Below are 19,042 nucleotides of genomic sequence, written 5' to 3'. Positions count from 1 at the left end.
ACGATAATCTAAAAATTCCCCACACGAATAATGTAAGAAAAAACACCTCGATCCGTGACGATTCGGACGAGCATACCCGGAAAATTTTTCATTTCCTTCTTATTCTTCTTATAACCTGTCCGGTTTATTCCAAAACGAATGGATGCCTTTTCCATAAATGAAGTCCGTGTGAAACGATATCTTTATTGATTCGTATAGAAATGGGAACGTATTCCTGCAGAATATAAGGTTTAGAGAGATGGGAGATGCTGACGACCTACAATTTCCCACTCAAGAAAGGCTGACAAAAACATTTGATAGGTATGGGTGAGATGGTTTGAAGAAATTAATATATGCCATAGTTCTTCTTGCGGTGAGTTTTATCAGTTGTACAGGGTATATAAATACCCAATACACCATCGAGGCTGGTGAAATGGATGTACAACAGAATATAAAGGAATGGCTGAATAGAACATCAGGGAGTGTGGAGCCGGAGATGATCACGATTGTTCAATTGGACGATACAACATCCTACGCAGCTTTATTTGAAACACAGCAGCATGATCTTGGGTATGCCCACTTGATTAAGGGGTGGAATGGGAAATATAAAATCGACCATTCCGGATATGGTTCCAACTCCGTTTCCTACGAAGAAATAAAAACAAATCAAGGCAGTTATGCTATCCTGACAGGGAAAAATCCTGATTTAAAAATAGAACACGTAAAAGCTGTATCAATGAATGAGAACTACACATTCGTATCGGATGTCTCCAGTGATGAAAGATTTTTGAAGTATGAGAAGCTGCCTGCTGATGTGGACCATACTTTTCCGGCAGAAGTGACGCTTTACGATAAAAATGATGATGTCATTAGATAATGAATCTTGGGTTTTAAGTCTTTTTCAATGTTCCTATGAAAAAATCTATCAACGTTATAAATACCCGCGGAATATGACAAAAGAGGCATGCCAAGTAAACTTGGACTGCCTCTTCTTTCTTATCAACACCCTCTTCATAAGGGAGGGTCCTTTTCACATGAACAACAGCGTAAGACCGGGAGCGATGATGGAGACGATGACAGCACTCAGCACCATCGCCACGGTGCTGATCGATCCTTCCAGCGTATCGCGCTCCATCGAAGCGGATGTTCCAATGGCGTGGGAGGCGCTGCCCATGCCGACACCACGGCCGATCCGGTGCGTCAGACCGCTCACTTTCAATACGAACGGGTGTATCAAAAGGCCGCCAATGCCGGCAATCATGACGAATACGGCTGTGAGGGGCATGACCCCGCCCGTCGATTCTGAAATCGACATCGCCACAGGCGTTGTCACCGATTTTGGAACGATTGAATGGATGATCAGGTCACTGAACCCGGCCCATTTGCTGAGCAGCAGTCCGGAAACGATTCCAACCACCGCACCAATCACGGTTCCTGTCACAATCGGAACGAACATCTTTTTCAAAATGTCCCGGAATTGATAAAGCGGGTAAGCGAGCGCAACGACCGCGGGCCCGAGCAGCCGGTCAATCCATTTTCCGCCGGTCATATACGTTTCATATGGCAGGTGAAAGACTAATAGAATGATGACAATCAAAGCAGTAGAAACGATGACGGGGGTTGTGTACAGCCGCCTGTGTCTGCGGTAGACGAACAGGGTCACCAGGTAAATGGCAACTGTCATCACCATCATCAAAAGAGCGGTACTCATGCCTCCTCCCTCCTTTTGACGAGCGTCTGGGTCACCCGTCCGGAGACAGCCATGACCAGCGCTGTACTGAAGAGACCGATGGCAACAAGCAGCAGGCCTTTCCCTTTAAACACGTAGGCGTAGCTGATGATTCCGACGGTTGCCGGTATGAAAAAGAACGGCAGGTGACGGATCATAAACGCCACGCCCTGTTGGAGCAGCCGCTCCGGAATAATTTTCAAAGATAAAAGTACAAACAACAGCAGCATGCCGATCACACTGCCCGGAATGAACAATCCAAGCGCCTGCTGGATCCACGACCCGGCAAGATACAGCGCGTAAAGACCGGCAATCTGCAAGACGACAATGACAACTCTATTCAACGTACATCCTTCTTTCCCATGGTTAGAATCTTTCATTATGATAACACTATTTCAGGAAAAACAGGCGGCCAGCCATGGAAGGAAGCATTCAGGATTTATTTTTATTCATCTCTGTAAACGCACGCTGGACAACGAACCGGACGATGAATCCTGCTGCCAGTCCGGTACCCATCACGACAAAAATGTTTTCCGAGAAAGACATCCCAGCGAGCACCCCAATAAACAGCGCTGTTCCTATCGCCAGCCCTAAAATGATCTGCTGCGTTTTATTCAAACTCCATCCCTCCCTCACACGTGTTACTAACGGTTTCCCTTATTTGGAAAAAACGACACACGTATGCTCTACTAGAGATAACACGGATACATAAAGGAGGCGGAAGCTCCCATGAAAACAATCGCTTCGATCATTATTTTTCTCTTCTACTTTTCTGTTTTATGGAAAATCACAGGGGAGATCTGGGAACGAATGGTGCCATTAACCTGGAAAACGAACCTGATTGCCCTTCTGGTGGTTCCTATACTGGTCATGGCCGCCTATCTATTTTCTTCGTTGACAATAAAATGGGTGAAGTACGGGCGGAATTGAAATCCATTGATTGAATGAAGACCGTTATGGAAGGAAATAAATTTCAATCGATTGAAACGTAAGGTTGAATGTGCGGGATCAACCATAAATAATGAGCAGAGGAGTGGTTTGAACGTGGTTTATATGAAGTATGGCTTATTTCTTTTGATAGGTGCTTTTGCTCATTACACCCTGGTCATGATGTATACCCAATGGATCATGTTACAAAGATTAGACATAGCAGGATCTGCAGGCCCGCTGGAAGCAGAAGTTTTCCCGGGATTCTCCTTGATTTTCAAAGTAGAAATTGGAATCGCAATGGTGTTCATCGCATTAGGCATCTACCAGATCATCAAAGAAAATCGATAGTTACACAGCATAGTGGTGTATAAGTGTAAGGAGCTGTCTATCGCAGGCAGCTCCTTTGGCTGTAGAAAAAGCCTGTGTTAATCAGTTAGAGTTGGCCATTTGTCGTATGAAGGGTCACGTTCCGCTTATCGGTGGATGCTTGCCGCGGGCATCACCACCGAACGCTCCTCGTGCCGACGTTAGTGTATAGGAAAGAGATTGTGCCCTATGCAGATTCAAAAGAACAGGCGCTGATGACAGCCGCCTCCCGTACTATGAAAAAGATTGTCCTCCATCCAGCAAGGGTGAGCGGGGTGAAGGAGACTTTGTCGATGTTAAAGAACTCCCAAAGAGCGGTGCCCCCTTCCACTCCTGCGGAAGAACGAGTGATCCGAGATCGCCGAGCGTGGGTTTTGCGAGGAAGCTCGGGCGCTCGTACGCGGAAAGGGAAGGGGCTTTCGCTCCTGGCGGTAAGAAAGAAAAAAGCTTGTAGAGAAACCTCTGAAGCCAAAAGGCCGTCCCATGCAGGAACGGCCTTTCTATTATTTCTCCGCTAGAAATTCACGCATCAACCGGTTCACTTCGTCCGGTTTTTCAAGGTGCGGCGCATGTCCGACACCCGGGAAGCGGTGGATGGTCAGATCAGACAGGTACTCTTCCATCCCATCGAGGTTGCTGTTTTCAAAGGCGGCGTCCGCATCGCCCCAGAACTGCAGCACCGGCTGATCAAACTGCTCATAAGGCAGCTGTACCGGCTGTTTCACATGCTCTTCAAACGGATAGAACGAAATCGCACGGTAATAGTTCAGCATCGCCTTCATAGCACCGGGCTGCTTCCAAGCCTCTATGTACTTCTCGACCTCCGCCTCGGTCATCGCCCCTTTTGCCACGAGTGGATCAAACAGCATCTGGCGCAGCTTCTCTCCATCGTTGGCTAACAGACGCTCGTGGGAATCCGGGCGCTGGAAATAGCCCATATAGCTCGACGCCTCCCGCTGTGCCGGATTTTCAGCCAGCTCACGGCGGAATGTGTACGGATGCGGCGCATCAAACATGATCAGTCTGCTGATGTATTCCGGACTTGAGTAGGCAAGTGTCCATGCGACCGCTCCGCCCCAGTCATGGCCAACGAGGATGCATTCCTTTTCCCCAAAGGCTTCAATCAGCTTTTTTACATCATCCACGAGAATTGACATGTCATAGGAAGCCACATCCTCCGGTTTGTCCGACAGGTTGTAGCCCCGCATATCGACAGCCACCACTTGATAATCCTTGGAGAATTCTTCGATCTGATGGTGCCAGTTGTACCAGAAGTAAGGAAAACCGTGCAGGAACAGCATCAGCTTCCCCTCTCCGGCTGTAACATAGTGCAGGTCCACGTCATTGATGGTTACGTAATCTTTTTTCCACATCGTCATCCATCCTTTCTGAACATTCTATCATCGAGACACATTACGCCTCTTGGATGAATTTCACAAACGAGAAGGCAGGCGATTTGGAAAAATAGGAATTAAAACCCAAGAAAAAAGGACTGTGTATGACCAGTCCTTCAGGCTCCTCTTTTCCCTTGTTTAGATTCCTGATAAAGCAGAAACAAAAAGTATGGGGCTCCAATCAGGGAGATGACGATGCCGGCTGGGATTTCCAGCGGCTGCAGCACACTGCGGCCGATCGTATCCGCCAACAGGAGAAGAAAGCTTCCGACGAGGGCCGCTCCGGGCAGAACATAGCGGTGCTGCAGGCCGACAAGCTGCCTCGTAATATGGGGGCTGATGAGACCGACGAAGCCGATCATCCCGACAGCCGACACACTCACACCCGTCAGCAGGGTGCTCAATCCGAGCAGGAGCATCTTCATTTTTTCCACGGAGACGCCAAGGCCCATCGCGATCTGTCCGCCGAGCTTCAAGGAGTCCAGCGTTTTCGTAAACAACAGCAGGACTATAACGATGCCGAATGTGATGGGTGCGAGCGTCAGCACTTGATCCCATGTGCGACCGAACAGGCTTCCGTTCAGCCAGAGCAGGGACGTCTGAGCGTTGGCGTCGAGCTTCAATAGACTAAGCTCGACGCCGGAGCCGCAGAGGGCGCTGACCGAGACGCCGACAAGGGCGAGCCGGACTGGATTGGCTCCGTCTTTATAAGCCAGGGCATAGACGATAAATGCGGCAGCTGCTCCCCCGATGAAGGCCGCTAAACTCACAGACGTGATTGACATGGACGGAAGAAGGCTCGCTGTCACAAGCGCTGTCACCGCTGCTCCTCCGGAAACTCCGAGCGTATCGGGGGCCGCCAGTGAGTTATTCAATATCGTCTGCATGATCACACCGGCTACAGCCAATGATCCCCCCACCAGCACAGCAAGAACGATCCGCGGTGCCCGGTAGTTGAACACGATATATCGGAGGTCTGCGTCTCCCTGTCCAACCAGCATCTGCACGATTTCCAAAGGGGGGATAAAAACATCACCGATGCCGACGTTGATGATGGCCAGGATCAAGACAGCTGCAGCCGTAACGGTAAGAATGAAAGATGGATGACGTCTCAGCATACAAGGGTTTCCTTTCTAACGTTGAGTCTTTCGGGCGAGATAAATGAAATAAGGAGCACCAATCAAGGCTGTGACGATTCCGACCGGTGTTTCAGACGGGAAGGAAATAAACCGCGACCCTACATCGGCCAGGACGAGAAGAGCTGCTCCGATCAGGGCACTTGCCGGAAGGACCAGCGCATGCCGGGGCCCGACAAGGTAACGGACGATGTGTGGAACGATCAGTCCGACAAATCCGATCGGTCCGGTAAAAGCGACCGACGCTCCTGCCAGCACGACGACGAGGAGAATCACAGCAGTTTTCTGAAGGCGTACCTGCTGCCCAAGACCGCGGGCGACATCCTCTCCCAGTGACATCACGGACAAGGCTTTTGACATGATGACTGCCGTAATCAGACCAAGGAGCGTCAATGGAAGAAGAATCCGCACATCCTCCCAAGTGGAACCCGCGACGGTCCCTGTGAGCCAGACGAGTATCTGGTGGATCGACTCTTCATTGAACAGCATCAGCGACTGTGTCCCGGAGGCGAACAGCGACTGGATGACGACACCGACGAGGGCGATTTTCACAAGCATCCGCCCACCCTGAAGAACAGCACTCATCAGGAAAATGACACCGGCAGCGAGCGCTCCACCTAAAAAGCCGGCACCGACAAGAGATAGTCCTGTCAGAGACGGCATGAAAAGGATGCCGGCGACCACGAAAAACGATGCACCGGCATTAATCCCGAGGACACTCGGAGAGGTCAGCGGGTTCTGGGTGAGACTCTGGACAAGCGCCCCGGCGACGGCCATGTTGGCTCCTACAAGAACAGCGGTGATCAGTCGCGGAAGACGCACATCGTATAAGACGAGCGCTTCATTCGTTGAGCCGCCTTCCTGCAGGAAGCGAACAAGCTCTTCGGTTGTAAAGGAGAAGGCGCCGATCTTCAAGGAAAAACAGGCCCCCGCCAGCAATAGTAAAAACGATGTTCCATATACAAGCATCAGTTTCCGGGCACGCATATACTCACCTACGGTTTAAAAAATTTCAGTGCGGTCACTTCTGGGACGCAAATATCTCCTTCAGTTGGTCCATCTGCTCGTTGACTGCCGGAATACTGCGGCGGCGGGACCAATCATTGTGGTCCAGCTCAAAGACACGGTCTTCCTTCACGGCTGTCAGCTGGTTCCACAGCTTATCATCCTTCAACTGTTCCTTTACGGAAGGATCATCTTCGTTCTTCGTCAAAAGAAGCGTGTCCGGATCTATTTTCAGAAGCTGTTCAATAGTCAGATCCTCGGAAGTCTCCTCTTCGTTCTGGAGCGCATAATCCAGTCCGGCTTCCTCCATGAAGCTCGGCATAAAGAAGGAGGATGTCGGAGCTCCGAAGATATTGCTTTCCGTATACTGCGCCTGCAGGACCGTTCCTTCCACACCCTCGAGGTTTTCCTTCAGATCATTGAGCATCGTCTGGTGCTCATCGAGAAGCTCTTCTGTTTCATCTTCACGATCGAGCGCTTTTCCAATCGTTTCTGTAGCCGTTAACACATCCTGATAATCCGCGGCATCGTTCACGACGGCCACGGTTGGTGCAATCGCGCTCAGCTCTTCGTAAATGGCCTCATGGCGGTCCACATCCGCAATAATCACATCCGGCTGAAGCGTACGGATCAGTTCCAAGCTGGGCTCAGAACGGGCGCCTACAGATTTGTAGCCTTCAATGACTTCCATTGTTGATGCGGCAATCCGTTCCGGGCGGTCATCATCCGCAACCCCGACAGGTTTTATCCCCAGTGCGGCCACCGTTTCTGTCACTCCAAGCTCCAGAGTGACGACATCTTCAGCGTTTTCCGGTACAGTCGTCGTACCAAGCTCATGCTGAACCTCGATTCCTTCTGTTTCTTCTGATGCAGCAGATTCTTCTTCCTGCTGCGAGCAGGCAGCTGCCACGACAAGGATGAGAACGATCCCAATCCACTTCAACCACGATTTCATATAACTTCCTCCTTATGTAAACTGATAATGATTATCAATGTTACACCAACTGTTCTGGATTATGCAATATAAAAAAAGCAGGAGGGCTCACATAAGGCGCCCTTCCCGCTTATCCTTATACATTTTCTGATCGGCTGATGTATACAGATCTTCCATCGACATGCCCTCTTCGTAACAGGACCATCCATAGCTGAACTGAAGGTTTCGGATGAATGGATCCTGGTACGTCTGCAGACGGGCAGACACTTTTTCCATGGATTCCCTGACCAGATGTTCTCCTTCATGAAAGACGATGACGAACTCATCCCCGCCCAGCCGGGCCGGCAGCCCATGGTTTTTGAACGTTTTCTCCAGCACCCCCGCAAACTCAATAAGCACTTGATCCCCCTGCTGGTGGCCGAAATGGTCATTGATTTCCTTGAAATGATCGAGATCGATGAGAATGATCCCGAAAGGCCGGCGGATTTCGATCATATGATTGAGGTAGATTTCATAGCTCTGCCGGTTATACAGTTTTGTGAGAAAATCCTGCTCTGACGTCGTCGATTCCAAAAACGTATAGGCGACGAGAATTCCAAGCACGATCGACGTCCACGAAAAATACAGCTTGGAATCGAACAGCTGGACAATCATGCCGCCAATCGGCAGTGCAAAGAAAACGGTGAAAATCCAGTACGTCGAGCGGCTGACTCTTGGTTTATTCTTAATCAGTAACCGGAACATCGAAATGTAAATACCGGCAAGGATGAGGTAGTGAAATTCTTTGAGCGGTCCGCTGCTGAAACCGTTGACGACAGGGTCCACGTCAAAGTAAACAGGGTAGAATACATTGATCAGGAGAACAATGAACGTGAAGATGGTCATGTGCTGATAAAACAGCTTCTTATACACACGCGAAGGGGCTTTGAAGAGATGATAATCGACATACGAAAGCATCAGACCACCGAGGACAGGGCCGATGAGAAACAAGCCGAAGTTCGTCCAATACTCCAGCAGATACGCTCCGAAAAAAAGCTTCCGGTCGAAGATCCACGTGAGCGGTTCAAGGATGACAGCCGCTGCAGTGGCTGCCATAATCATCCGGAGCAGACGCTTTCCGAAGCTTTCCACCTTGGATTTCGTTCTCATAATGACATACAGGACAGCCAGACAAAGAAGCGCAAATACGTTCAACTGGAACTGTACAAAATAGTCCATCACCCTGCTCCTCTTTTTCGATGCCTTTCGTGGTGCTTTCCGCCTATTTTTCTATATCATACTTCGAAAATTCAGGCTAGTCAAAATATTATAATGAACAAAAAGGGTAAAAAACACCCTCCTCTATTAGGAAGGTGTCTGCTTTATCTGTACTGTTTACGTCTCACCCACATCGTTGCTGCCCACTTTTCCCCTTCAATGACCGGCGATCCGCCGTGGAGGGTCCGTTCATTGAGCTCCATATCATCGTAGAAGTATTCAAAGTAGACTGCCATCCCTTTCTGCGGGGATACCGATAGATTCATATGCGGAAAGTATGTCTCTCCGCCTTTCTCGACATCGTTCAAATAAATCACGAGCGTAGAAATCCTCGGATTGACCGCCGCTCTTGAATTGGCACGGAAATAATCATAATGGGCCTTATATTCCTGGCCGGGCTTATAGTTCAACATGTGAAGTCCTTCTCCATGTTCGACGGGTACGTTCATGATCTGCGCCATCCGCTTCTCGACTCGTGCCTTCACATCGTCTTCCGGAATAAATGTGCTGCTGCTCGTCCGGATCTCGCTCACATCACGGCTGGAGCCGATTTTGGAACGGTCCATCCGGTCCTTCGACAGCTGGATGAGACTGTCGCATTCTTCATCACTAACCACATTTCCCAGAATGACGATTTTCGGATCCTCCATCTTCGCAATCACAGAAATCTCACGGTCGTCGGTGACAATCCGGTTTCCCTTATGGTCGAAAATAGATACTTCTTTCACTTGCATATTCACGTGTCCTTCACCTTTTCCTCATAATGATGAAACGCTTTCAAAAAAAGCGTTCGCTCCTGAATGGATTTTCAGGATATGAGAAGTATTTTACCATCTTTTTACTTAAATTTCCTTAATTTTTCAAAAGATTTTTGAAATTGGTCACAATGACCCTTCCTTCTTTATTGAAACCACACGCCTTCCCGTGCTCCCCTCATGTTTGATATGTACAGCCTGTGGGAATTCATCTCTCATGCGCAGATGCTTGATAACGAATAAGTATGGTTCCCTATATATTTTGAGGAGTGGTTACGATGACAGATAGAAAATTAGTAATGATTACAGGATCTACATCAGGGCTCGGTTTTGAACTGGCTAAATTATTTGCGAATGATGGCTATGACGTGGCTATGTCCGGGTCCAGTGAAACCATCTATCAATCCGCAGAGGAAATCGAAGAATTAGGAGTAGAAGCTTATCCATTCCAGGCGGATGCATCGACGTATGATGGGGTGGAGGCTTTCTGGCAGTTTGTGAAAAACAAGGGAAGAAACCTGGATGCGGCTGTTCTCAATGTCGGCATCGGCATGGGAGGATCCTTCTTGGAAAATGATCTACAAGAAGAGTTGAAGCTCATCGACATCAATGTCTCAGGAACCGTCCATATGGCTAAGCGCGTCGTTCAGCATATGGTTCCGAATCAGGCAGGCGACATCATGATCGTCTCTTCGGTATCAGCGACATTACCTACGCCTTACGAAACGGTCTACGGTCCATCCAAGGCATTCGGATTCATGTTTGCTGAAGCATTAAGGGAAGAGTTGAAAGGAACCGGCGTCAATGTGACCGCCATGCTTCCTGGTGCCACAAACACAAGCTTCCACCACAATGCCGGTATGGATGATACTTACTTTGGAGACGAGAACAACAAAAACGATAAAGAACTAGTCGCCAGGCAGGGGTATGAAGCTCTGAAGAACAAAGTGGATCAAGTCGTCGGTGGAGATGAAGCGACGAAAAAAGAAGCCGAGGAGAATAAACGCACGGCTGAAGATGTTCTGGCAGCGAAGCATGCGGAAAAAGCCAAGCCTCAGCAGTAATATTTTCTTTTCATAAAAGGGGGGATCTTCTGTTTAACAGAAGATCCCCCCTTTTGTTCAATTCTCATTTTCAAAAGGATATGAAACTACGTTTCTATTATCCTCTCAAAGCCAGCTGAATCATCAGCTCAAGCCCTGTCGGAATGGTATCTTCATCCACATCAAACTTCGGATGATGGTGGGGATACGCACTCTTCTCCCCTGCCATCCCGACATTAATGAAAGCTCCGGTTTTCTCCTTCAAGTAATAGCCGAAGTCTTCCGCTCCCATCGTCGGTTCGACCTCTGTAAACACATCGTCTCCGAACGTCGACTGGATGATGCCGCGGGCCGTGGCACAGGCTTCCGGATGGTTGTACACCGGCGGCGTGCCTTCGATGTAATGGTAGTAGCCGACAGCGCCGAAGCTGTCGCTGATTTTCTCCGTCAGCTCGACTGTGCGTTTGTACATCAGCTCCTGACCTTCAAAGCTGAGTGCACGGATCGTCCCTTTCAGCGTCACCTGGTCGGGAATGACGTTGTAGGAATTGCCCGCTTCCATCTTGCCGAACGAAATGACGCCCGGGTGAAAAGGATTCAGGTTCCGGCTGATGATCGACTGGAAGCTCTGGATCAAATGTGTCGCGACATATATCGGATCGACCGTATCCTGCGGAATGCCGCCGTGGCCGCCGTTTCCTTCGATGACAATGTCAAAATCGTCACTGGACGCCATCGAAAAACCTTCCGCAAAGCCGACTTTCCCCAAAGCTACATTGGACATGTAGTGCAGGCCGTAGATGGCATCCACGCCTTCAAGCACTCCATCTTTGACGAGCTGCTGGGCACCACTTGGCGATTCCTCCTCCGAGCTTTGGAAAATGAGCACGATGTTGTTTTTCACAAGCTCCGGATGCTCACTCATCCACTTCGCTGCTCCAAGCAGTGTCGCCGTGTGGGCATCGTGCCCACAGGCGTGCATCACGCCGGGAACCGTGGAAGAGAACGGCTTTTCCACCTGCTCGTGCACCGGCAGGGCGTCCATGTCGGCTCTCAAGGCAACCGTCCGGCTCCCTTCGGTTCCTTTGAAGAACGCCACGACGTTCGGCGCTGTGAAGCCGTCAAGCAGGGGAATGCCGAACGCCTCAAGGCGCTCCTTCACATAGGCGGCGGTATTATGTTCTTGTCCGGAAAGCTCCGGATGTTTATGGAAATGACGGCGCTGCTGCACCGTCCATTGGGTCAATTCAGCTGTTGTGTGTGTCATGACGTGTTCCTCCTGTTATAAAGACTGATCAGAATGGGCCGTACTGGATGGTGTGGGCGATGAATAAAAATACAAGCGCAAGTCCCACTTCAATAAGGATGAATGGGAAGACCCACTTCGCCCACTTCGTATAAGGGATGCCTGCCATCGCAAGGCCGGCAATCAAGACGCCGGAGGTCGGAAAGATCGTATTGGAAATCCCGTCCCCAAGCTGGAAAGCAAGAACAGCCGTCTGTCTCGTCACTCCAACAAGGTCGGCGAGCGGCGCCATAATCGGCATCGTAAGCGCCGCCTGTCCGCTTCCGGATGGGATCAGGAAATTCAAAAACAGCTGGACGAAAAACATGCCGGCTGCGTTGAACACCGGAGGCAGCTGATTCAGTACGGAAGACGCAAAATACAGGACAGAATCCATCAGCAGTCCTTCTTGGAAGACGACGAGGATCGCCTGGGCGAACCCGATGATCAACGCTCCTGTCATCACTTTTTTCGCCCCGTCCATCAAGCTGTCGGCCATTTCGTTCGGCTTCAATTTCCCGATGGCGCCGACGATGATGCCGAACAACAGGAAGAGAGCGGCGATTTCGGTAATGTACCAGCCAAGCTGAAGCACACCGTAAATCAGCACGACAAAGTTTAATAGAAAAATAGTCAAAATCACTTTGTGACGCGTTTCAAGCTTCGCCGGTCCGGCCATTTTCGGCTTGTTCTCAGAAAACGTGCCCATGTAGCGGAGCTCCGGATTTTTCTTCACTTTTCTTGCATAACGGTAAATGTAAAGCACAGCCGCCACGTAAAAGGTGGCCAGCAGCACGAGACGCAGCCCCATGCCGGAAAACATCGGCAGTTCTGCGACACTCTGGGCCACACCGACGTTGAACGGGTTGGTCAAAGCACTCATAAAGCCGATGTTCGCCCCCAGGGCAACCACCGCATAACCGACGATCGCATCAAACCCGAGCGACATCGCAAGCGGCACGACGATGGCAATGTAAATAATCGTCTCCTCGGCCAGCCCCATCAATGATCCCATTACAGCAAACAACAGCGTCAGTGCTGGAATCAACAGCAGCTCCTTGTCGCCAAGCTTTTTCGTCAGCGTCCGAATCAGCGCATCAAGCGCACCAGTCGCACTTAAGATCCCGAAAGACCCTCCGACGATCAATACGAAAAAGATGATGCCCGCGCTATTGACGAGCCCTGTATGAACACTTGTAAAAATATCAAAAAATCCGACCGGCGACTGTTCGGTGAACTGGAACGAATCGGGTACGACGACGGTACGGCCGTCCTGATCGACTCTTTCATACTCTCCTGCCGGCACGATGTACGTCAAGATGGCAGCCAGGACAATCACAGAGAAGATCAGTACAAAAGCGTTGATGTTGATGCCTTTTTTCTCCTGTTTCTGCTGTGGCTCCCGGGCAGTCTGTTTTTCATTCTGTAACATGTTGTGCTCCCCCTCTTTTTCTATCCAAACAAAAAAGCAGCGAGGACCCGCTGCTGAACCATACTCATTGCCTCTATACATATTGAAGTCACGCTTCACTTGTATCCTACTACTGAGTGTCTGGCTGTCTGTTTGTCCTGATGTAAGAATCTATGAATTTTTATTCATGTTATTGTATTTCATATTCATAGATTTTGCAAGCCCTTTTTCCCAATCGATGGCAGAAAAAATGAAGATTCTTCCAAAAGAAGGCGGAAGCAGATCGGGCGGCTGTGGTACACTACAACTAAAAAACGAAAGCAAGGAGGGCGGCTGATGATCCATATTCTCGTCGTCGACGACGATCCACATATTCAGCAGCTGATCACGATGTACATAAAAAACGAAGGCTACGAAGCGCTGACCGCCGATGATGGCGAGCAGGCGCTTGACGTGCTCGGCTCCACCGCCGTCGACCTCACTGTCATCGACGTGATGATGCCGAACATGGACGGCTATGAGCTGTGCAGAGAAATCCGCCGCTTCTATGAAATTCCGGTTCTTATGGTGACAGCGAAGGGAGAGGTCCAGGATAAAGTGAAAGGATTCGAACTTGGGACCGATGATTACATCGTGAAGCCGTTCGAGCCTGTGGAGCTGATGATGCGCATCAAAGCGCTGCTGCGGCGCTACCAGATCCGTGCCTCCCAAACCATTGAAGCCGGCAGCGCCATCCTTAACGAAACGAACAAAACGATCACCATCAACGGAGAAAGTGAACTGTGGCCGCTGAAGGAATTCGAGCTGCTGTATACCCTCGCTTCCTATCCGGAGCAGATCTTCACCCGCAACCAGCTGATTGAGCGGATCTGGGGATTCGAGTACGAAGGCGACGACCGCACCGTTGACGTTCATATCAAACGGATCCGCGACAAATTGAAGAAAAAAGGCGCCGGCATATCCGTGAAGACGATCCGCGGTGTCGGCTACCGGATGGAGGAGGTCACGTCTTGAAAAGCTTGTATGCTCAAATCGTCGTGACATTCATCGCTGCCATCGTCATCGGGCTCGTCATCACGTTTTCGATTTCCGGACGGCTCCACGCCCTGCAGGTGGCGGAGAAACTGGAAACCCAGATGGTGAATATCGGGAAGGAGTTCATTGAGCTGTATAAAAAAGAGTCGGACACCGATGCCGACCTCTATCTCGACGCCATGAGCTCGGGCAGCTTTGAAGTGCTGCTGTTTAAGGACGATGCGGAGGATAGCCTTTATTACGAGGAAGGACAGGACTGGGATATCGATCAGGCCGACGTCGAGCGCGTGCTGAACGGCGACGTCCATAACGAGTACCTGCTCCCTCCCCGGATCAACATCGGACTCCCTTTTGAGAAGGACGGCAGCTCCTACGCGTTGTTTCTGCGGCCGGATTTTGAATTCTTTTTCGAAGGCTTCCGCCAGATCGTCCTTATCCTTTTTCTGACCGTTCTATTGATTGGAAGCTTCGTGTTCATTCTTTCGACGCGCTGGATTGTCAGACCGATCAAAGCGATGACGGAAACGGCCGGCGAGCTTGCCAAAGGTAACTTCGATGTCCAAGTGGAGACGAAGCGGAAGGACGAGCTCGGCAGCCTGGCCCACAGCTTCAATCAGATGGCCCACGGGCTCGGTGAACTGGACGGCATGCGCCAGCAGTTCGTCTCCAACGTCTCGCATGAAATCCAGTCTCCGCTCACATCCATCCAGGGCTTTGCCCGAGCCTTGAAAGACGGCGTCGTCACAGATGAGGAAAGCAGGCAGGCCTACTACGACATCATCGAAAAGGAAAGCCGCCGTCTGTCAGCCCTCAGCCAGAATTTATTGAAGCTTGCCACTCTCGACAGCGACCACCCGCCGTATGAGCCATCCTCCTACAAGCTGGATGAACAGCTCCGGCGGGTACTCGCCCACATGGAGCCGCAGTGGTCGGATAAAAAAATCACCATCGACGCAAATCTTGAGGATTGCAGCCTTTACGGAGATGCCGACCAGCTCGAGCAGGTGTGGGTGAACATCCTCAGCAACGCCATCCGCCATACAGAGCCGGAAGGAACGATTGCCGTTCGTCTGAAGGCAGATACGGATGGTGCAGAAGTGACCATTATAGATGACGGTGAAGGCATGAGCCCCGAGGATCAGCAGCGGATTTTCGAGCGTTTTTACAAAGCGGACAAATCAAGGACGAGAAAACAAGGCGGAAGCGGCCTCGGCTTATCGATCGCCGAAAGAATCGTCCAGCTTCACGACGGAACCATCGACGTGACGAGCCGTCCCGGAGAGGGCGCAGCTTTCACTGTCCATCTCCCCTGCCGCTGAAAAAATTGTGGTTGTTCATATTCAGTTCATACAACGGTTTTATGATAAGGCTACCATCTTGAAAAAGGAGCCCTGATGTATGAACTGGTTAACTAAATTCAGCTTAAAAAATACGGTCGCCGTCCTGATTCTGACGGTCCTTGTGATCGCCATGGGGATCTTTGCGACGAACAAAATCAAAGTGGAAACCTTCCCGGACGTCAGCTTTCCTGTCCTGACGGTCCAGACGGTCTATCCGAACGCCTCGACGGAGGAAGTGGAGGAAAACGTGACCACGCCTCTCGAGGAAGCCCTTCTGAACATGGAAGACTATGACGCGATGACGAGTACGTCTCAGGAGAACGCGTCTTTTATCACCATCACCTATCCATTCGGTGAAGATATCGAAGAAGCTCAATCAGACATCACCAATGCAATCGCCGATGTAACGACACCGGAGGATGCGGAAACCGAGGTGACCGCCCTGTCGATCAACTCGACACCGATCTACCAGGCCGCACTTTCCTCCGAGGACCTGCAGGCGCTGCAGGCCGATGTAGAAGATACGATCGTTCCGAAGCTTGAGAACCTTGAAGGTGTAGCTGGTGTGCAGGTGACAGGAAGTGAGGAATCGAAGCTGCAGATCGAAGTGGATGAAGAAGAAGCTTCCACGTACGGACTGACCCTGTCTTCCACCCTTGAGGCTGTTGAGCAGTCCGAATACAAGCTTCCCGCCGGATCCCTCCAGCAGGACGGTCTGTCCACGCCGGTGGAAATCACAGGAACACTTGATGATGTGACTGCTCTTGAAGACCTCACCATTCCGGTTACATCGGCCGGTGCTCAACAGCAGCAGCCACCACAAAATGCAGGTGCTGAGGCTGCCGCAGAATCACAAGCAAATGCAGCTGTAGAGGCGGAAGCCCCTCAGGAAGTGACCCTCGGGGAAATCGCCGATATCACTCAAGTGACCGAGCGCAGCGAAGTCTCCCGCTTCAACGGGGAAGACAGTGTATTGATTGAAGTAACAAAAGCCCAGGACGCCAACACCGCCGACGTTGCCGATGCGGTGAAGTCCTATTTGAATGAAGAAGTGGATGACAGCGGCTATGAGCTGTACACCGTCCTCGACCAGGGCGAAGAAGTGAACAAATCCATCTCCGCGCTGTTGAAGGAGGGCGGGTTCGGGGCCTTGTTCACCGTCATCGTCATCCTGCTTTTCCTAAGAAACATCCGGGCGACGATCATCGCAATTCTGTCGCTGCCGATTTCGATTCTCGGATCGATCGCCCTGCTTGAAACATTTGATTACACCTTGAACATTATGACGCTCGGCGGTATGGCCGTCGCCGTCGGACGAATCGTCGATGACAGCATCGTCGTCATCGAGAACATCTACCGCTGGAAACAGCAGTATCCGGATATGAAGCAGCGGGATGTCGTCTTCAAGGCGACGAAGGAAGTGCTCGGCGCTGTCGCCTCTTCCACGATTGCGACACTAATCGTCTTCCTGCCGCTCGCCTTTGTCGGCGGTATTCTCGGTGAGTTTTTCCGACCGTTCAGTCTCGCCGTCGTGTTCTCGATCACCATCTCCCTGCTGGTCGCGCTGATGCTCATCCCTGTGCTCGGCAAGTTCTTCTTCAAGGACGTGAAGCACGAGGAAAAATCGAGCCGGCTGGCCACATGGTATGAAAAATTCTTAAGAGGATCCTTGAAGAAGAAAGGACTCGTCTTCACCCTTTCGTTTGTCCTGTTGTTCGGATCGTTCTCCTTCATTCCGGCACTCGGAGTATCGTTCCTGCCGAGTGAAGGCAGTGAAACGTTCGAAGTCGAACTGACCCTTCCGGATGAGACGACGTTTGAAGAAACGACAGCGCTTGCGCAGTCAATGGAAGCCACCCTTCTGGATGACGATCAGATCGACTACACGCAGGTATCCATCGGCTTTTCCAGCCAGCGGCAGCTTCCAGGCATGAATGCATCTGTTTCTGAAAACATCGCCCGCTTCTACGTCCAGCTTCAGGAGGACGTCCAAGCCGATGCAGTAATGAACGACTATGAGGAAGATCTGCTTGCCCAGGCGCAGGAAGCCTATCCGGATGCTGTTGTAAGTGCTGCGGAAGTCCAGCAGGATGGACCGCCATCCGGCAATACGATTGATGTGAATTTGTACAGTGATGAGAATGAAGATTTGAGAGAGGCCGCCAACCAGGTCGCCCAGCTTTTTGAACAAAACGATCAATTAAAGAATGTATCCAACGATATGGAGGATACGCAGACGAAATACGATATTTCCCTTAATGAAGATGGCAGAGAGCTCGGTGTGAGTCCGTATCAGCTGATGCAGCCGATCCGCGAACGACTTCAGCCCCTTGATGGCGGCACGCTTACCCTGACTGAGGAATGGGAGATGAAGCTTGCCTTCAATGAAACCTTCGCAACGAAGGCGGATATCGAAACGTATACCATCATGACACAGGACGGTGCCAAAGAACTGCAGGAAATTGCTTTGATTGAGGAAGTGGAGGTGCCGAAATCCATCAAGCACCAGGACGGTGAAACGGCAAGCACGGTCTCCGCGACGATCATCGGAGACGACACCGCTGCCGTTTCCCGTGACGTGGAGACCGATGTCGATTCCCTCACCCTGCCGGACAGCGTGGAAGTGGAACTGACCGGAGGACTGGAAATGATTAACGAAGGCTTCGCCGACCTCGGGCTTGCCATGGCCGCTGCTGTCGGACTCGTGTTCCTTGTACTCAGCATTACGTTCGGGGGCATCCTGACACCGATTGTCATCCTATCCTCCCTGATCTTCATCCCGATCGGCTCGCTCGCCGGCTTGTTCCTATCCGGCCAGACGCTGTCAATGAGTGCAATGATCGGAATGCTGATGCTGATCGGAATCGTCGTCACCAATGCCGTCGTGCTGCTTGACCGCGTCGAAAGCAACCGCCGCGAAGGCTACGAGCTCACAGAAGCGATCGTCGAAGCGTCCCGTACGCGTCTGCGTCCGATTCTCATGACCGCCCTGGCCACGATCTTCGCTCTCGTGCCGCTCGCCCTTTCGAACTCGGCTTCCGGGCTGATATCCAAAGGACTTGCGATTACGGTCATCGGTGGCCTGACGACATCGACGCTGCTCACCTTGATTTTTGTACCGGTCTTCTATTATGCGGTTGGGAAGTTCCGGAGAATGGAATAGATGATGGAGCCCGCAGGCCTTTGAGGTCTGCGGGTTCTTTTATCGCGTTTTTTGAAATTTTTTATCGTGATTTCAAGCGACAAAAAGCTGATTATTAATAAGAATATACACAGCGCTGCTTATGTATTTAATTCTCTTTTTCTTGGATTTCAATAGATTTGTTCGTTATTCATTCCTAAACTAACTACCTTTACTGACATTCACTAAAAGTATTTAAAAAGGATATCTAAGTATGAAAAAATAACCAAAGAAACAGATATAAGAGAGAATGAATTATGAA

General features: G+C 50.6%; 18 protein-coding genes. 7 read left to right on the top strand and 11 right to left on the bottom strand.

Annotated elements, in window-relative coordinates:
* Nucleotides 1-316 precede the first annotated feature (316 nt).
* Nucleotides 317-856, top strand: a complete 540-nt coding sequence (locus tag ACXADP_RS02150) for a hypothetical protein (protein WP_474970042.1) — start codon at nt 317-319, stop codon at nt 854-856.
* A 153-nt stretch (nt 857-1,009) separates the two neighbouring features.
* Here ACXADP_RS02150 and ACXADP_RS02145 read toward each other — a convergent pair whose 3' ends face one another.
* The 3 genes from ACXADP_RS02145 to ACXADP_RS02135 all read right to left on the bottom strand — a co-directional run bounded on the left by ACXADP_RS02145 (nt 1,010) and on the right by ACXADP_RS02135 (nt 2,326).
* Nucleotides 1,010-1,690 (bottom strand): LrgB family protein, encoded by a 681-nt coding sequence (locus ACXADP_RS02145; RefSeq protein WP_474970709.1) that lies wholly within the window; start codon nt 1,688-1,690, stop codon nt 1,010-1,012.
* The gene (locus tag ACXADP_RS02140) at nt 1,687-2,052 is read right to left on the bottom strand and encodes a CidA/LrgA family protein (protein WP_474970044.1); all 366 of its coding nucleotides are present in this window, start codon (nt 2,050-2,052) and stop codon (nt 1,687-1,689) included. The genes ACXADP_RS02145 and ACXADP_RS02140 overlap by 4 nt, the downstream gene beginning before the upstream one ends.
* 88 nt (nt 2,053-2,140) lie before the next feature.
* Nucleotides 2,141-2,326 (bottom strand): hypothetical protein, encoded by a 186-nt coding sequence (locus ACXADP_RS02135; RefSeq protein WP_474970045.1) that lies wholly within the window; start codon nt 2,324-2,326, stop codon nt 2,141-2,143.
* Between the two features lie 111 nt (nt 2,327-2,437).
* On the opposite strand from ACXADP_RS02135, the gene ACXADP_RS02130 reads away from it, so the two are divergent.
* Together ACXADP_RS02130 and ACXADP_RS02125 are read left to right on the top strand one after the other, a co-directional pair.
* Nucleotides 2,438-2,638 carry a hypothetical protein gene (locus ACXADP_RS02130; protein WP_474970046.1) on the top strand — a complete coding sequence of 67 codons (201 nt, stop codon included), beginning with the start codon at nt 2,438-2,440 and terminating at the stop codon, nt 2,636-2,638.
* A gap of 114 nt (nt 2,639-2,752) precedes the next feature.
* Entirely contained in the window at nt 2,753-2,986 is a 234-nt protein-coding gene (locus tag ACXADP_RS02125) for a hypothetical protein (RefSeq protein WP_474970708.1), read from the top strand.
* A 521-nt stretch (nt 2,987-3,507) separates the two neighbouring features.
* Here the strand turns inward: ACXADP_RS02125 and ACXADP_RS02120 are convergent.
* From ACXADP_RS02120 to ACXADP_RS02095, 6 genes are all read right to left on the bottom strand, one after another.
* Nucleotides 3,508-4,377: an alpha/beta fold hydrolase gene (locus ACXADP_RS02120; RefSeq protein WP_474970707.1), complete on the bottom strand. Its 870-nt coding sequence runs from the start codon at nt 4,375-4,377 to the stop codon at nt 3,508-3,510.
* Between the two features lie 137 nt (nt 4,378-4,514).
* On the bottom strand, nt 4,515-5,516 hold the full coding sequence (locus ACXADP_RS02115) for a FecCD family ABC transporter permease (RefSeq protein ID WP_474970049.1): 1,002 nt from the start codon (nt 5,514-5,516) through the stop codon (nt 4,515-4,517).
* A gap of 15 nt (nt 5,517-5,531) precedes the next feature.
* Nucleotides 5,532-6,521, bottom strand: a complete 990-nt coding sequence (locus tag ACXADP_RS02110) for a FecCD family ABC transporter permease (protein ID WP_474970706.1) — start codon at nt 6,519-6,521, stop codon at nt 5,532-5,534.
* 34 nt (nt 6,522-6,555) lie between these two features.
* On the bottom strand, nt 6,556-7,494 hold the full coding sequence (locus ACXADP_RS02105) for an ABC transporter substrate-binding protein (protein WP_474970051.1): 939 nt from the start codon (nt 7,492-7,494) through the stop codon (nt 6,556-6,558).
* 87 nt (nt 7,495-7,581) lie between these two features.
* Nucleotides 7,582-8,691, bottom strand: a complete 1,110-nt coding sequence (locus tag ACXADP_RS02100; RefSeq protein WP_474970705.1) for a GGDEF domain-containing protein — start codon at nt 8,689-8,691, stop codon at nt 7,582-7,584.
* A 143-nt stretch (nt 8,692-8,834) separates the two neighbouring features.
* A complete protein-coding gene (locus ACXADP_RS02095; protein WP_474972284.1) occupies nt 8,835-9,464 on the bottom strand; it encodes a 2OG-Fe(II) oxygenase in 630 nt (209 codons plus the stop codon).
* A gap of 299 nt (nt 9,465-9,763) precedes the next feature.
* Between ACXADP_RS02095 and ACXADP_RS02090 the strand changes: the two genes are divergently transcribed.
* Nucleotides 9,764-10,549 carry an SDR family NAD(P)-dependent oxidoreductase gene (locus ACXADP_RS02090; RefSeq protein ID WP_474970703.1) on the top strand — a complete coding sequence of 262 codons (786 nt, stop codon included), beginning with the start codon at nt 9,764-9,766 and terminating at the stop codon, nt 10,547-10,549.
* A 97-nt stretch (nt 10,550-10,646) separates the two neighbouring features.
* Here ACXADP_RS02090 and ACXADP_RS02085 read toward each other — a convergent pair whose 3' ends face one another.
* Both ACXADP_RS02085 and ACXADP_RS02080 read right to left on the bottom strand, forming a co-directional pair.
* Nucleotides 10,647-11,795: a M20 metallopeptidase family protein gene (locus ACXADP_RS02085; protein ID WP_474970702.1), complete on the bottom strand. Its 1,149-nt coding sequence runs from the start codon at nt 11,793-11,795 to the stop codon at nt 10,647-10,649.
* A 28-nt stretch (nt 11,796-11,823) separates the two neighbouring features.
* Complete coding sequence (locus ACXADP_RS02080; RefSeq protein ID WP_474970055.1) at nt 11,824-13,245, bottom strand: YfcC family protein; 1,422 nt, start codon at nt 13,243-13,245, stop codon at nt 11,824-11,826.
* A 315-nt stretch (nt 13,246-13,560) separates the two neighbouring features.
* On the opposite strand from ACXADP_RS02080, the gene ACXADP_RS02075 reads away from it, so the two are divergent.
* The 3 genes from ACXADP_RS02075 to ACXADP_RS02065 all read left to right on the top strand — a co-directional run bounded on the left by ACXADP_RS02075 (nt 13,561) and on the right by ACXADP_RS02065 (nt 18,762).
* Nucleotides 13,561-14,238, top strand: a complete 678-nt coding sequence (locus ACXADP_RS02075) for a response regulator transcription factor (RefSeq protein WP_474970700.1) — start codon at nt 13,561-13,563, stop codon at nt 14,236-14,238.
* On the top strand, nt 14,235-15,578 hold the full coding sequence (locus tag ACXADP_RS02070; protein ID WP_474970698.1) for a sensor histidine kinase: 1,344 nt from the start codon (nt 14,235-14,237) through the stop codon (nt 15,576-15,578). Before ACXADP_RS02075 ends, ACXADP_RS02070 begins: the two co-directional genes overlap by 4 nt.
* 79 nt (nt 15,579-15,657) lie before the next feature.
* Entirely contained in the window at nt 15,658-18,762 is a 3,105-nt protein-coding gene (locus tag ACXADP_RS02065; RefSeq protein WP_474970697.1) for an efflux RND transporter permease subunit, read from the top strand.
* The last annotated feature ends 280 nt before the right edge of the window (nt 18,763-19,042 follow it).

Source organism: Halobacillus sp. AWH4_228, assembly GCF_056158365.1.
The sequence above is the reverse complement of the archived record's forward strand: the minus strand, read 5'-3'. Positions and strand labels throughout refer to the sequence as shown.